Here is a 13,244-nt window from a genome sequence, read left to right on the forward strand (position 1 = left end):
TTGTACCGAGACGGAGAGCACCGGTCCCGCCGAGCGGACCGGCCGGGCGCTGAGGGGGCGCGCCACATGGACCTGCTGCGTGCGCTCGTGCGCACGGCCCGGATGGCGCGGCACACCTCGGGCCTCGCCGACGGCCTGCCGGCCGACGACGACGTGCTGCTCGACGCCCCGGACGAGCGGCTCGGGCCCGCGCTGGTCGCGGCCGGCCGGGGGGCGTACGCGCCCGCGGCCCGGCTCCTCGCGACGACGCGGGAGGCGGCGGAGTGGGAGAACCGCGACCGGTACGCGCTGCGGCTCGCCGCCTTCGCCCGCGCGCGCGACCCATGGCTGCGCGAGTGGCGGCGCGCCGCCCCGCACGACCCGGACGTCCTGCTGGTCAGGGCCGAGCTGGCGGTGTCCCGCGGCTGGCACTCCCCCGCCAGGGTGGAACTGCTGCGCGAGGCGGGCCCGTTGATCATGGCGGCCGCCGAGCGCGAGCCCCGCGACCCGGTGCCGTGGCGGATCGCCCTGGACCAGGCGCGGGGCACGGGCGTGGGCCGCGCCGGCTTCGAGCGGCTGTGGGCGGAGGCCGTCCGCCGTTCCCCGCACCATTACGGCTGCCATGTCTCGGCCCTGAAGTACCTCTCCGCCGCCTGGTACGGCTCGCACCCCGAGTGCTTCGACTTCGCCGAACGGGCCGCCGAGGACGCCCTGCCCGGCTCCCTCGTCCAGGCCCTCCCCGTTCGGGCGGCCTTCGCCCACTTCGTCGACGGCGGCGGCCCCGAGGTACGGCGCGCACGACTGGACGAGGCGGCGGACCGCGCGATCGCGCTCTCCGCCGCGTACGAGCCGGGCGACCCGTGGCCCGCCGAGGTCCGCAACCTCCTCACCTACGTCCTGGTCCGCCTCGAACGCTGGCCGGACGCCCTGGAACAGCTGCGCAGGATCGGCCCGTACGCCACCTCGTTCCCCTGGGACCGGGTCTCCGGCGATCCGCTGGGCCAGTTCCTCCAACTGCGGGACGGGGTACGGCTGGAGGTGGCGTCCTCGATGCCGCTGCTGACGCGGTCCCAGAAGCGCGCCGGGCGGCCCGCGGCAAGGTCACAAACCAGTACGAGCGAACGCGCGCGCCCCGACGGCGACTAGGCTCTGGCCTCGTGACCACCGTCCGGCTGCCGCTCTTCCCCCTGAACTCCGTGTTGTACCCGGGGCTCGTGCTTCCTCTGAACATCTTCGAGGAGCGCTACCGCGCCATGATGCGCGAGTTGCTGAAGACCCCCGAGGACGAACCGCGCCGCTTCGCCGTCGTCGCCATCCGTGACGGCCACGAGGTCGCGCCGAGCGCGCCCGGCATGCCGGATCCGACGGCGCTCCCGGAGCGCGGCCCGACCGCCGGGTTCGGCGACGACCCGGCCAAGGCGTTCCACACGGTGGGCTGCATCGCCGACGCGGCCACCATCCGGGAGCGCGACAACGGCACGTTCGAGGTCCTCGCCACCGGCACGAACCGGGTCCGGCTGCTCTCCCTCGACACGAGCGGACCGTTCCTCGTGGCGGACCTGGAGGAGCTGCCGGAGGCACCCGGTGACGAGGCGGGCGCGCTCGCCGAGGGCGTGCTGCGGGCCTTCCGCCAGTACCAGAAGCGTCTGGCGGGGGCGCGGGAGCGGTCGCTGTCGACGGGCGCGGACCTGCCCGACGAGCCGGCCGTGGTGTCGTACCTGGTCGCCGCGGCGATGATGCTCGACACCCCGGCCAAGCAGCGGCTCCTCCAGGCCCCCGACACCGCGTCCCGGCTGCGTGACGAGCTGAAACTCCTGCGCGCCGAGAGCGCGATCATCCGTAGTCTGCCGTCGTTGCCCGCGTCGGAGCTGACGCGGGGTCCGACGAGCCTCAACTGACGACGGCTCGCGGACACGGCTACCGGGAACAGGCTGGGATGGCGAAGAAGGCGAAGAAGCAGCAGGCGGGGGGCACGCCGGCGACGGTGGCGCTGACGGCGGCGGGCGTGGAGTTCACCGTCCACGCCTACGAGCACGACCCGTCCCACCCCTCCTACGGCGAGGAGGCGGCGGAGGCGATGGGAGTCTCGCCCGAGCGTGTCTTCAAGACCCTCGTCGCGGACGTCGACGGCGCGCTGGTCGTGGCCGTGGTGCCGGTCGCGGGCCAGCTGGACCTGAAGTCGCTGGCGACGGCGGTCGGCGGGAAGCGGGCGGCGATGGCGGACCCCACGCTGGCCGAACGCACGACGGGGTACGTCCGCGGGGGCATCTCCCCCCTCGGCCAGCGCAAGAAGCTCCGCACGGTCCTGGACGAGTCGGCCTCCGGCCACACCACGATCTGCGTCTCGGCGGGCCGCCGGGGGCTGGAGGTCGAGCTGACGCCGGGGGATCTGGCGGGGTTGACGGGGGCGACGACGGCGCGGATCGCGAGGGCGTAGGGCGCCTGGTAGCTCGGGGGTGCGGGTGGTAGGGCGACTGCGGGTGGTTCGTGGTTTCTCGCGCAGTTCCCCGCGCCCCTGACGGGACGGGCCTGCGGCCCGCCCTTCACCCTGTGAAAAGCACGGGGCGCAGCCTGGTCGCTTTTCAGGGGCGCGGGGAACTGCGCGACAAGCCCCCACCCACCCGCACCCGCCGACGAACCCCCCGGCCCCGAGTTATTTCGCGCCCTCGTACTCCTCGACCCGCTCCGGATCCCGCGGCCCGAACAACCCCGTCAACGCGAGGTGCACCAACAGCCCCGCCAAAGGCCACGCCAGCAACGCCCCCTTCGCCGCCAGCTTCAGCGGCGCCGAGAACGTCACCCCCCGCCCCGCTTCCTTCGCCCGTGCCACCACATCCGTACCGGGACCGAGCCACACCCCGAGGCGCCACGCCACTACCGCGCCCAGCAGCCCGCCCACGGCGAGCGCCGCGACCAGTGGCACACCACCGCGCCGGCGCAGGAGGAACACGACGAGCGCGCTCACCGCGCCCATACCCAGCGCGAGCAGCGTGAACGTTCCGTCGACGCCGACGGCCTGCTCGCCCTCGGTGTCCTTGAAGTAGACCGCCGACCCGTCGGAGACGAGTGGCACGTGCGGGGCGAGCCACCACCACAGCACTCCGAGCAGCACCCCGCCGACCAGCGTCATGACCACCGTGACGACGGCGGCCTCCAGCAGCTCTCTCCCCAGCCCGGGCCCGGACGGCTCCTCCGGCTCGTGCCACCCGTGTCCCTCGCCGTGTCCGCCGGTGGGCGGCGGGGCCCAGGGGTCGGTCGGCGGCTGGTGGTGCGGCTGCGGCGGAGGCGAAGAAAACGGTGCGGTCACTCTGACATCGTGCCAGGCGCGGCTGTGCGGCGCGTCACCGGACGGCGGCCCTGCGGTACGCCCAGGTGGCGACGGCGAGGGAGACGACACCGACGCCCGCGCACACGGCGAGGTCGCCGAGGACGAACGCCCAGTCGGGGTGGGGCCCGAAGGTCCGTGCGAAGGCCTCGACGCCGTAGGTGGAGGGCAGCAGGTCGCGGGCGAACTGGATCACGGTGGGCATCCGGTCGGCCGGGAGCACGCCCAGCAGCAGCGCCGCCGACATGCCGAGCTGGCCGAGGACGGTGGCGAGTTCGGGGCGCGGGGCGAGCAGGCCCAGCGCGGCGCCGAGCCCGGCGAGGGCGGCCCCGGCGAGCGGGATCACCGCGGCGAGGACCCACAGGTGGGCCAGCGGCAGCCCGAACAGCACGCACCCGAACACCGCCGTGACCACGGTGCCCGGCACGGTGAACGACGCGTACGCGCCGGCGGCGCCGAGGACGACGGCGGCCGGCGGCACCGGCAGGGTCGCGTAGTGGTCGAGGCCGCCGCTGGAGCGCAGCTGCCCGAAGTACTGCGCCAGCAGGTTCAGCGCCACGAACGCGACGACGAGCACGGACGAACCGGCGACGACGGCCCGTGCCTCGGCCCCGCCGTCCACCACCCCGCGCATCAGGATCATGATCCCGATCGACTGGAAGGTGGCGACGAACAGCAGCGGGATCCGCGCGACCCGCGCCCGGGAGAGCTGCGCCCGGTACACGGCGGCGAGGGAGGGCCACAGCCGGGCGCGGGGCCCCAGCTCGGCGGCCTCCCGCTTCGCACGCTCCTCGACTGCCAGGGCACTGCCCGGCAGGGCCTCGGCGGGTACGACACTCACGTCGAGCTGCTCCTTCGCGCTTCGGCTGTCGCCCATTCTCGTACGGCTGCGGCAGCCCTGGCGTTCACGCCGGTACCGGCCGCCGTCCGGCCCATGCCCGCGCCCCTCACGCCTTGACCAGGCCCTGTGCGTGGCCCGCGCTGCCGCCGAGCGCCAGGTAGACGTCCTCCAGGCTCGGTGTGGCGAGCGTGAAGTCGTCGAGCGCGACGAAGGCGGCGCCGCCGGTGACGGTGGCCACCACCGCGCGCGCCTCCTCAGGGGCGAGCCGCAGCGTCCAGCGGCGGCCGGACTCCACGGCCCGGGGCAGCAGGGCGGCGACCTCGGGCACGTCCAGCGGGGCCCGCTCGCGCCACACCAGTTCGACGCGGACCTCGCCGGCGACCTTCTCCTTCAGCCCGGCCGGGGTGTCGCAGGCGATGACCCGCCCCTGGTCGAGGACGGCGACCCGGTCGAGGACGGTCTCGGCCTCGATGACGTTGTGGGTGACCAGCAGGACGGTGGTGCCGGACTCGGCGCGCCGCCGGTCGACGGCCGCCCACACGGACCGGCGGGCGACGGGGTCCATGCCGCTGGTCGGCTCGTCCAGTACGAGCAGCGGCCGCTCGCCGACCAGCGCGGTGGCGAAGCAGGCGAGCCGGCGCTGCCCTCCGGACAGCTTCTTCAGGGGCCGTGCGGCGAGGCCGCTCAGCCCGAGTTCGTCGAGGACGGCGTCCCGCTCGGCGCGCGCCCGCCGTACGTCGAGGCCGCGCAGCCGCCCGGTGGTCTCGGCGGCCAGCGCCACGGTCAGCTCGTCGAGCGCGGTCGACTCCTGGCCGAGGTAGGCGAGGATGCGCGCGGCCCGCTCCGGGTGGCGCACGATGTCGTGCCCGAGGATCTCGACGGTGCCGTCGTCGGGCCGCATGAGCCCGGTCAGCTGCCGTACGAGGGTGGTCTTTCCGGCGCCGTTGGGCCCGAGCAGTCCGAAGATCTCGCCGCGCCGGACCTCCAGTCCGACCGCGTCGTTGGCCCGTACCTCGGGGGTTCCCGGCGTCCCGCGCCGTGCCCGGGTCGCCGGATACGTCTTGGTGAGGCCCCGCACGGCACACACGACATCCCCGTCATGCCGAACCGCCTGTGCCGAACGCGTACTCACGAGGGACGAGCCTACGGGGTCCCGGGGACCGAATCGCCTCCGGGGCACCCCTCCCGCGGCGCGGGGAACCGGGCGACACGCCGCGGCGAACCCGTCACCGCCGGGGAACCCGCAGGCCGGGGCGGTGCCGCGGGGTCACTCCCCGGCCGGTGCGTGCTCCGCGGCCGTGCGCACATCGATCTCGCGCCAGAACCCGGCCCGGATGGCGTACCGGTCGTGCTCGTCGATCTGGTCGTCCTTGTGCGCGAGCAGCCCGAACCGGGCCGCGTACCGGAGCAGCTCGCCGTCCACGCGGTGCGGCACCCGCGGGTACATCGCCGACAGCTTCTGCACATGGGACTGGTCGGTCAGCCGTGAGATCCACCGCCGGGCGAACACCTGTCCGACCTCGAAGGGGTCGCCGCCGACCGTGGTGATGTCCTCCTCGCGGTCGGCCCACCGCTGCTCCGCCGTGGTCAGCTGCGCCAGCGTCGGCATCGCCGCCGCCTCCGGCGGCTCCGCCGTGGCACCGGGCCGGTCCACCCATCCCTTGTCGGAGGACCAGCGCAGCGTGGCGGTCGCCGGGTGCTGAACGGGGTGCGCGCCGGGTCCCCGCATCGCGGCGAGGTCCTTCGGCGTCGGTACGCCCTTGGCGGCGGCCGGCACCCGCTCGGCGGCCCCGTTGCGTCCCGCGGGGGCCTGCTCGGGCTCGGGGGCCGTCCGCTCCGCGGCGGCGAGGGCGGACTCGGGCAGCGGCGCCGACAGGATCGCGGCGATCTCGGGCCGGGGCACGGGAGGCGGTGCGCAGACCCCGCCGAGGTCCTTCGCCCGTACGGCCTTGGTGATCCACGCCCGGTCGAGGACGCGCCGCTCGTCGGCCTCGGCGACCAGGTCCTCGGACTGGTTGTAGTCCCCGTCGGCGGCCTGCACCGCCCACAGGTGCACGGCGACGCCGTGCTCCTTGGCCGCCATCATGCCGGGCAGGAGATCCCCGTCGCCCGTGACGAGGACCACGTCGGAGCAGGCCCGGTTGCGGGCCAGCTCGGTCAGCTCGGCGTGCATGGCGGCGTCCACGCCCTTCTGCGCCCAGCGGCCGTCGCTACGGGTCAGGGCGCCGAGCCGGACGGTCACCCGGGGCATCACGCGCAGCCTGCGGTGCTCGGGCTGCGGTACGCGGTCAGGGGCGCCGTCGAACCAGTAGATGCGCAGCAGGGGGCGTTCGGTGTCGGCCTCGGCGCGTTCGCGCAGGCCCTGGATGAGGGCCGTGTGGTCGACGGTGATGCGGGAGCGGGAGGGTTCCCCGGCGAGGAGGCTGGCGGCCGCGCCGAGCAGATACCCGGCGTCCACCAGGACGATGCAGCGGTCCACTCGATCCACCCTCTTTCCGGGAGGTGTGCTTAGGGCTTCCTTCGAGTCTGCCCGACCTCGCGGAGGTTAACGGCCGGAACTGGATCATCGGCGTGGCGTGTTCGCCGGTCGCGCCACACATCGCACCGCAGGTGGCGACAACGGTCGTCACGGACGGTGATTCCCCGACATGCGCGGCGTGTCGGGCTATGTGAATCTGGTCGCGGCCCTGGCCCCTAGATCCCCCACAGGAGGCAGATCACCATGGCCAAGAACAAGAAGCAGGACCGTAAGCAGCCCCAGTCCGAGCGTGGTCAGCAGGAGGTACAGCCGTCCTCCATGGAGTCGGGCGCCGACCAGCGTGTCGCCTCGGTGACCCCCGGCGACATGTCCCGCAAGGGTCGGCAGAAGCGCTTCGGCCACAACTGACATCCGTATGACGGGCTGGTCGCAGCCCCATGGCACCGAGGGGCGCATCCGGAACTCCGGATGCGCCCCTCGCGCGATCACGCCCCCTAGGGCGCTTCTGATGGATCTCCGCGGGAGAAGGAGCGGCGTCCGGTGCGTGCTCTCGGCGTGCCGCGCGGAAGCCCTCGTACTGGATGTACTTGGGCTTTCGCGCGGTGCGGCGAGAGGGCGTGCCGGGCGTCGCGACGCCGCGGAGATCCATCAGAAGGGCCCTAGGTCCGCCGGGGCGGACTCAGCCGGCCAGACAGGACGGGCCGAGCAGGACCTTCAGGTCGCCGAAGAGGGCCGGGTCCGGCTTCACCCGGTGCCGGTCGAGGCGGAGCACCGTGGTCTTGGTGGGCCCCTGGAGCCGGATGCGCACCTCGCTCTCGCCCTTGTGGTGGGTGAGGATCTCGCCGAGCCGGCTGACCATGGGCGGGGTCACCCGGGTGGCCGGGATGGTGAGGATCACGGGCGCGTTGGTGCCCGCGTTGGACAGGTCGGGGACCTGGAGCTCCATCGCGACGAGCCGGGGAACGTCCTCGCGCTTGTCGAGGCGGCCCTTGACGAAGACGACGGCGTCCTCGACGAGCTGGGTCGAGACGAGCTGATAGGTCGCCGGGAAGAACATGCATTCGATGGAGCCGGCGAGGTCCTCGACGGTGGCGATGGCCCAGGCGTTGCCCTGCTTGGTCATCTTGCGCTGGAGGCCGGAGATAATGCCGCCGATGGTGACGACCGCGCCGTCCGCGTGCTCGCCACCGGTGAGCTGGGCGATGCCCGCGTCGGCCTTGTCGGAGAGCACGTGCTCCAGCCCGAACAGCGGGTGGTCGGAGACGTAGAGGCCGAGCATCTCCCGCTCCTGGGCGAGGAGGTAGGCCTTGTCCCACTCGTCGTCGGTGAACTGGACGTCGAGTCCGAAGCCGGGCTCGCTGCTCTGCTCCTCGCCCATGCCGCCGAAGAGGTCGAACTGGCCCTCGGCCTCCTTGCGCTTGACCGCCACCACGTTGTCGATCATGGGTTCGAACTGGGCGGTGAGGCCCTTGCGGGTGTGGCCGAGGGTGTCGAAGGCGCCGGCCTTGATCAGCGATTCCGTGGTGCGCTTGTTGCAGGCGGCGGCCTCGACCTTGTCCAGGTAGTCGGGGAAGGAGGCGTACTTCCCCTTCGCCTTGCGGGAGCGGATGATCGCGTCGACCACGTTGGTGCCGACGTTACGGACGGCCTCCAGGCCGAACAGGATCACGTCGTCGCCCTGGGCGGCGAAGTTGTGCACCGATTCGTTGACGTTCGGCGGGAGCACCTTGATGCCCATGCGCCGGCACTCGTTCAGGTAGATCGCGGACTTGTCCTTGTCGTCCTTGACCGAGGTGAGGAGCGCGGCCATGTACTCGGCCGGGTGGTTCGCCTTGAGGTAGGCGGTCCAGTAGGAGACCAGTCCGTACGCGGCGGAGTGCGCCTTGTTGAAGGCGTAGCCGGCGAAGGGGACCAGCACGTCCCACAGGGCCTGGATGGCCTCGTCGCTGTAGCCGTTCTTCTGGGCGCCGGCCTGGAAGATGGTGAAGTTCTTCGCCAGCTCGTCGGGCTTCTTCTTGCCCATGACGCGGCGGAGGATGTCGGCCTCGCCGAGCGAGTAGCCGGCGATGATCTGGGCGGCCTTCTGCACCTGCTCCTGGTAGACGATGAGGCCGTAGGTGACGTCCAGGACCTCCTTGAGCGGCGCCTCCAGCTCGGGGTGGATCGGCGTGATCTCCTGCTGCCCGTTCTTGCGCAGCGCGTAGTTCGTGTGGGAGTTCATGCCCATCGGGCCCGGGCGGTACAGGGCCGACACGGCGGAGATGTCTTCGAAGTTGTCGGGCTTCATCAGGCGCAGCAGGGAGCGCATGGGGCCGCCGTCGAACTGGAAGACGCCCAGGGTGTCGCCGCGCTGGAGCAGTTCGAAGGTCGTGGGGTCGTCCAGCGGCAGCGACAGCAGGTCGATGTCGATGCCCTTGTTGGACTTCACCATCTTGACGGCGTCGTCCATGATCGTCAGGTTGCGCAGGCCGAGGAAGTCCATCTTCAGCAGGCCGAGCGACTCACAGCTCGGGTAGTCCCACTGGGTGATGGTCACGCCGTCGGTGTGCCTGACCCAGACGGGGACGTGCTCGGTGATGGTCTCGCTGGACATGATCACGCCGGCGGCGTGCACACCCATCTGCCGGACCAGGCCCTCCACACCGCGGGCGGTGTCGATGACCTTCTTCACGTCCGGTTCGTTCTCGTACATCCCGCGGACCTCGCCGGCCTCGCTGTAGCGGGGGTGGCTGGGGTCAGTGATGCCGGAGAGCGGGATGCCCTTGCCGAGGACGTCGGCGGGCATGGCCTTGGTGATGCGGTCGCCCATCGCGTACGGGTAGCCCAGGACGCGCGCGGAGTCCTTGATGGCGTTCTTCGCCTTGATGGTGCCGTACGTGCCGATCATGGCGACCTTGTCGGCGCCGTACTTCTCGGTCACGTACCGGATCACCTCGACGCGCCTGCGCTCGTCGAAGTCGATGTCGACATCGGGCATCGAGATGCGCTCGGGGTTGAGGAACCGCTCGAAGATCAGGCCGTGCGGGATGGGGTCGAGGTCGGTGATGCCGAGGGCGTACGCGACGATCGAACCGGCCGCGGAGCCTCGGCCGGGGCCGACCGCGATGCCCTGCTTCTTGGCCCACATGATGAAGTCGGCGACCACGAGGAAGTAGCCCGGGAAGCCCATCGAGATGATGGTGTCCATCTCGTACTCGACCTGCTTCATGCGGTCGTCCGGGATGCCGTCCGGGAACCGGCGGGCCATGCCGCGCATGGTTTCCTCGCGGAACCAGCTGACCTCCGTGTACCCCTCGGGGATGTCGAACTTGGGCATCAGGTCGCGCTTTTCGAACATGCCCTTGGTGTCGACCATCTCGGCGATCAGCAGGGTGTTGGCGCAGCCCTCCTGCCAGGCGTCCGAGGAGTCGATGGCGTACATCTCGTCGGTGGACTTCAGGTAGTAGCCGGTGCCGTCGAACTTGAAGCGGTCCGGGTCGGAGAGGTTCTTGCCGGTCTGGATGCACAGCAGGGCGTCGTGCGCGGTCGCCTCGTGGGCGTAGGTGTAGTGCGAGTCGTTGGTGACCAGCGGGGGGATGCCGAGCTTCTTGCCGATCTCCAGCAGGCCGTCGCGGACCCGGTGCTCGATCTCGATGCCGTGGTCCATCAGCTCCAGGAAGTACTTGTCCTTGCCGAAGATGTCCTGGTACTCGGCGGCCGCCTTCAGCGCCTCGTCGTACTGGCCGAGGCGCAGCCGGGTCTGGAGCTCACCGGAGGGGCAGCCGGTGGAGGCGACGATCCCCTCGGACCACTTGGAGATGGTCTCCTTGTCCATACGGGGCCACTTCTGCAGCCAGCCCTCGGCGTAGGCGTCCGAGGAGAGGCGGAAGAGGTTGTGCAGGCCCGTGGCGTTCACCGCCCACATGGTCTTGTGGGTGTAACCACCGGAGCCGGAGACGTCGTCGCGCTTCTGGTGCGGCTGGCCCCACTGGATCTTCCGCTTGTTCCGCCGGGACTCGGGGGCGACATAGGCCTCGATGCCGATGATCGGGGTGATCCCGGCCTTCTGCGCGGAGTGGAAGAAGTCGTACGCGCCGTGGAGGTTGCCGTGGTCGGACATCGCGATGTGGGTCATGCCCATCTCGTTGCACGCGTTGAACATGTCCTTGAGCCGCGCGGCACCGTCCAGCAGCGAGTACTGGGTGTGGACGTGCAGGTGCGTGAACGGCGGCTTTGACACGGCTTCGGCCTCCAGGGAGAACTGCGGACGACAGGGCGACGACGGGTCCCCGGCGGGCTGCGGACAGTCTGGGGGACAGCGTCGAAGTCTATGCCTCGGCACTGACACCGTGAGGGCTCTCCCCCGTACCTTTCGTGAAGGAGTCGCGGGCACTCCCGCGCACCCCCGAACGTTGCCCAGGGGACGGACCAGCCGTCCCATTCTTCATGTACCAGGAGGCACCCAGCGATGTCGGTTCCGCAGCTCAGCGACGAGCGACGCGGCGAGGAGATCCTCGCCGTCTTCGACACCGCCTTCGGCCGGCTGCTGGCCGCCGACCCGGCCGCGTTCCACGTGAAGTTCCGGAAGATGGCGGCCTCGGCCTTCGCGTTCTACCGGGGTACGGCGTGCCTCTTCTACCACGACCTGAGCGAGGCGACCTCCGGTTGGGGCGGCGGGGACGGTGCCTCCGGTCCCTACCTGGACGAGCGCACCTCGCGCGTGTGGATCCACGGCGACCTGCACGCGGAGAACTTCGGCACGTACATGGACTCCACGGGCCGTCTGATCTTCAACGTGAACGACTTCGACGAGGCCTATGTCGGCCCCTTCACCTGGGACCTGAAGCGCTTCGCCGCCTCCGTGGCGCTCATCGGGTACGCGAAGGCGTTCAGCGACGAGCAGATCACGGACCTGGTGAACGTGTACGCGGCCGCCTACCGCGAGCGGGTCCACGCGGTCGCGGCGGGCGCCAAGCGGGACGAGGTGCCGCCGTTCACCCTGGACACCGCGCAGGGCCCGCTGCTCGGGGCGCTGCGGGACGCGCGTTCGCTGACGCGTTTCGGGCTGCTCGACTCGATGACCGAGATCCGCGACTTCGAGCGCCGTTTCGCGCCCGGCGGCGGCTCCATCGAGCTGGACGCGGCCACGCGCTACAAGGTGCTGGCCGCCTTCGACGGCTATCTGGAGACGCTCCCGGAGTCCTCCCTGACCCGCCCCGACTCGTATCGGGTGAAGGACGTCGTGGGCCGCCGCGGCATCGGCATCGGCTCGGCGGGACTGCCGTCGTACAACATCCTGCTGGAGGGCGCCACGGACGCCCTGGAGAACGATGTGGTGATCTACATCAAGCAGGCCCAGACCCCGGCCGTCTCCCGGCACATCACCGACCAGCGCATCCAGGACTACTTCCAGCACGAGGGCCACCGCACGGTGATCTCCCAGCGCGCCCTCCAGGCGCACGCCGACCCGTGGCTCGGCTGGACCGAACTGGACGGCACGGGCCAGTTGGTCGCCGAGGTGTCGCCGTACGCGGTGGACCTGGACTGGAGCGACATCGACGACCCGGAGGAGGTCGCGGCGGTCGTCGCCGACCTCGGCCGGGCCACGGCGACGATGCACGCGGCCGCGGACGACCTCTCCGGCCAGTCCCTGGTGCCGTTCTCCACGGAGCGGGCCATCGACGCGGCGATCGCCGCCGACGAGGCGAACTTCGCGCCCCTGCTGGTGGACTTCGCCCACCGCTACGGCGCACGCGCGCGCACGGACCACCGGATCTTCGTGGACCTGTTCCGCAACGGCCGGATCCCGGGCCTGTGATCGGCCGGATCGCGGTCCTGCAGGGGAGCCCTGCAGGGGAGCGCACAGGCACCCTTTAAGGCTCCCTTACGGGGGTCCGTGGGACACTCTCCAGCGGTATGGACATATCCGGGACGCATCTCAGAGCCGTGCGCGCGGCGCTGTTCACGGCACTCGTCGTGACGCTCAGCACCGCGTCGCACGTCCTGCTGTCCCGGGCCCCGCTGCCGCTGGTCGCCGTGGCCGCGATCACCGCCGCCGTCTATGTCGTGGCGTACGCGCTGGCGGGCCGCCGTGAGCGCGGCTTCGGACGGATCGCCGCCGTGCTGATCCCGCTGGAGCTGGCGGCGGACACGGTGTTCACGACGGGTCAGCACGCCTGTTACGGCGAGGCGGGCGGCCCGGTCACCGGTCCGCTGCGCCAGGTCGGTCTGGACGTGCTGTGCGCCGGTGGCATCGGCGCCCCGCTGGCGCGCGTCACCGGTGACTCCGACCAGGCGGCCGCGCTTCTGTCGGGCGCGGGACCGGCCGCCGTCTGGCTGCTGCTCGCGGCGCACATCGGTGTGGGGCTGTTGGCCGCCGCCTGGCTGCGCCGCGGCGAGCGGGCGCTGGCCCAGCTCCTCGGCGCCGCCGTCGCCGCCGGTTTCCGGCCCCTGCTCCTCGCGGTCGCCGCGCTCACGCCGCGGTGCGCTCCGGCGAAGCAGCGGCCGACGCGCACCGCGCACCGCGGGTCCACCGCCCGCGGCCTTCTCCTCGCCCACTCCCTGGGGCGGCGCGGACCGCCGCGCTCGGTCACCTTCGCGTGACCCCTCCGGGCGTTCGGTGAGCCACGGGCTCCCGACGC

At 71.8% G+C, this 13,244-nt stretch carries 11 protein-coding genes; 6 read left to right on the top strand and 5 right to left on the bottom strand.

The window, feature by feature from the left end; all coding sequences use genetic code 11:
- The first annotated feature begins 66 nt into the window (after window positions 1–66).
- The 3 genes from M8J73_RS14800 to ybaK are packed head-to-tail and all read left to right on the top strand — an operon-like array spanning window position 67 to window position 2,416.
- A complete protein-coding gene (locus tag M8J73_RS14800; RefSeq protein ID WP_055536691.1) occupies window positions 67–1,125 on the top strand; it encodes a hypothetical protein in 1,059 nt (352 codons plus the stop codon).
- Window positions 1,126–1,136: 11 nt separating this feature from the next.
- Window positions 1,137–1,877, top strand: a complete 741-nt coding sequence (locus M8J73_RS14805; RefSeq protein ID WP_055536690.1) for an LON peptidase substrate-binding domain-containing protein — start codon at window positions 1,137–1,139, stop codon at window positions 1,875–1,877.
- 38 nt (window positions 1,878–1,915) lie between these two features.
- Window positions 1,916–2,416, top strand: a complete 501-nt coding sequence (gene ybaK, locus M8J73_RS14810; RefSeq protein ID WP_055536689.1) for a Cys-tRNA(Pro) deacylase — start codon at window positions 1,916–1,918, stop codon at window positions 2,414–2,416.
- 216 nt (window positions 2,417–2,632) lie between these two features.
- On the opposite strand, the gene M8J73_RS14815 is transcribed toward ybaK, so the two are convergent.
- The 4 genes from M8J73_RS14815 to M8J73_RS14830 all read right to left on the bottom strand — a co-directional run bounded on the left by M8J73_RS14815 (window position 2,633) and on the right by M8J73_RS14830 (window position 6,624).
- The gene (locus M8J73_RS14815) at window positions 2,633–3,286 is read right to left on the bottom strand and encodes a hypothetical protein (RefSeq protein WP_055539697.1); all 654 of its coding nucleotides are present in this window, start codon (window positions 3,284–3,286) and stop codon (window positions 2,633–2,635) included.
- A 34-nt stretch (window positions 3,287–3,320) separates the two neighbouring features.
- Window positions 3,321–4,181, bottom strand: a complete 861-nt coding sequence (locus M8J73_RS14820; protein WP_063799231.1) for an ABC transporter permease — start codon at window positions 4,179–4,181, stop codon at window positions 3,321–3,323.
- A 70-nt stretch (window positions 4,182–4,251) separates the two neighbouring features.
- On the bottom strand, window positions 4,252–5,277 hold the full coding sequence (locus tag M8J73_RS14825) for an ABC transporter ATP-binding protein (RefSeq protein WP_079054938.1): 1,026 nt from the start codon (window positions 5,275–5,277) through the stop codon (window positions 4,252–4,254).
- 135 nt (window positions 5,278–5,412) lie between these two features.
- Window positions 5,413–6,624 carry an NYN domain-containing protein gene (locus M8J73_RS14830; RefSeq protein WP_055539699.1) on the bottom strand — a complete coding sequence of 404 codons (1,212 nt, stop codon included), beginning with the start codon at window positions 6,622–6,624 and terminating at the stop codon, window positions 5,413–5,415.
- A 243-nt stretch (window positions 6,625–6,867) separates the two neighbouring features.
- Between M8J73_RS14830 and M8J73_RS14835 the strand changes: the two genes are divergently transcribed.
- Entirely contained in the window at window positions 6,868–7,032 is a 165-nt protein-coding gene (locus M8J73_RS14835) for a hypothetical protein (RefSeq protein ID WP_169797859.1), read from the top strand.
- Between the two features lie 271 nt (window positions 7,033–7,303).
- Here M8J73_RS14835 and dnaE read toward each other — a convergent pair whose 3' ends face one another.
- Entirely contained in the window at window positions 7,304–10,843 is a 3,540-nt protein-coding gene (gene dnaE, locus M8J73_RS14840) for a DNA polymerase III subunit alpha (RefSeq protein ID WP_055539700.1), read from the bottom strand.
- 228 nt (window positions 10,844–11,071) lie between these two features.
- On the opposite strand from dnaE, the gene M8J73_RS14845 reads away from it, so the two are divergent.
- Both M8J73_RS14845 and M8J73_RS14850 read left to right on the top strand, forming a co-directional pair.
- A complete protein-coding gene (locus M8J73_RS14845; RefSeq protein ID WP_055539701.1) occupies window positions 11,072–12,421 on the top strand; it encodes a DUF2252 domain-containing protein in 1,350 nt (449 codons plus the stop codon).
- A 98-nt stretch (window positions 12,422–12,519) separates the two neighbouring features.
- Window positions 12,520–13,206, top strand: a complete 687-nt coding sequence (locus tag M8J73_RS14850; RefSeq protein WP_249828698.1) for a hypothetical protein — start codon at window positions 12,520–12,522, stop codon at window positions 13,204–13,206.
- Window positions 13,207–13,244: the final 38 nt, after the last annotated feature.

The organism is Streptomyces neyagawaensis (genome assembly GCF_023516595.1).
GTDB classification, from domain to species: Bacteria; Actinomycetota; Actinomycetes; order Streptomycetales; family Streptomycetaceae; genus Streptomyces; species Streptomyces neyagawaensis.

What these genes read in the sequence shown, in the direction of transcription:
- M8J73_RS14835 (WP_169797859.1), top strand. Translation starts at nt 6,868, where the DNA reads ATGGCCAAGAACAAGAAGCAGGACCGTAAGCAGCCCCAGTCCGAGCGT.
- M8J73_RS14845 (WP_055539701.1), top strand. Translation starts at nt 11,072, where the DNA reads ATGTCGGTTCCGCAGCTCAGCGACGAGCGACGCGGCGAGGAGATCCTC.
- M8J73_RS14850 (WP_249828698.1), top strand. Translation starts at nt 12,520, where the DNA reads ATGGACATATCCGGGACGCATCTCAGAGCCGTGCGCGCGGCGCTGTTC.
- ybaK (WP_055536689.1), top strand. Translation starts at nt 1,916, where the DNA reads ATGGCGAAGAAGGCGAAGAAGCAGCAGGCGGGGGGCACGCCGGCGACG.
- M8J73_RS14800 (WP_055536691.1), top strand. Translation starts at nt 67, where the DNA reads ATGGACCTGCTGCGTGCGCTCGTGCGCACGGCCCGGATGGCGCGGCAC.
- M8J73_RS14820 (WP_063799231.1), bottom strand. Translation starts at nt 4,181, where the DNA reads ATGGGCGACAGCCGAAGCGCGAAGGAGCAGCTCGACGTGAGTGTCGTA.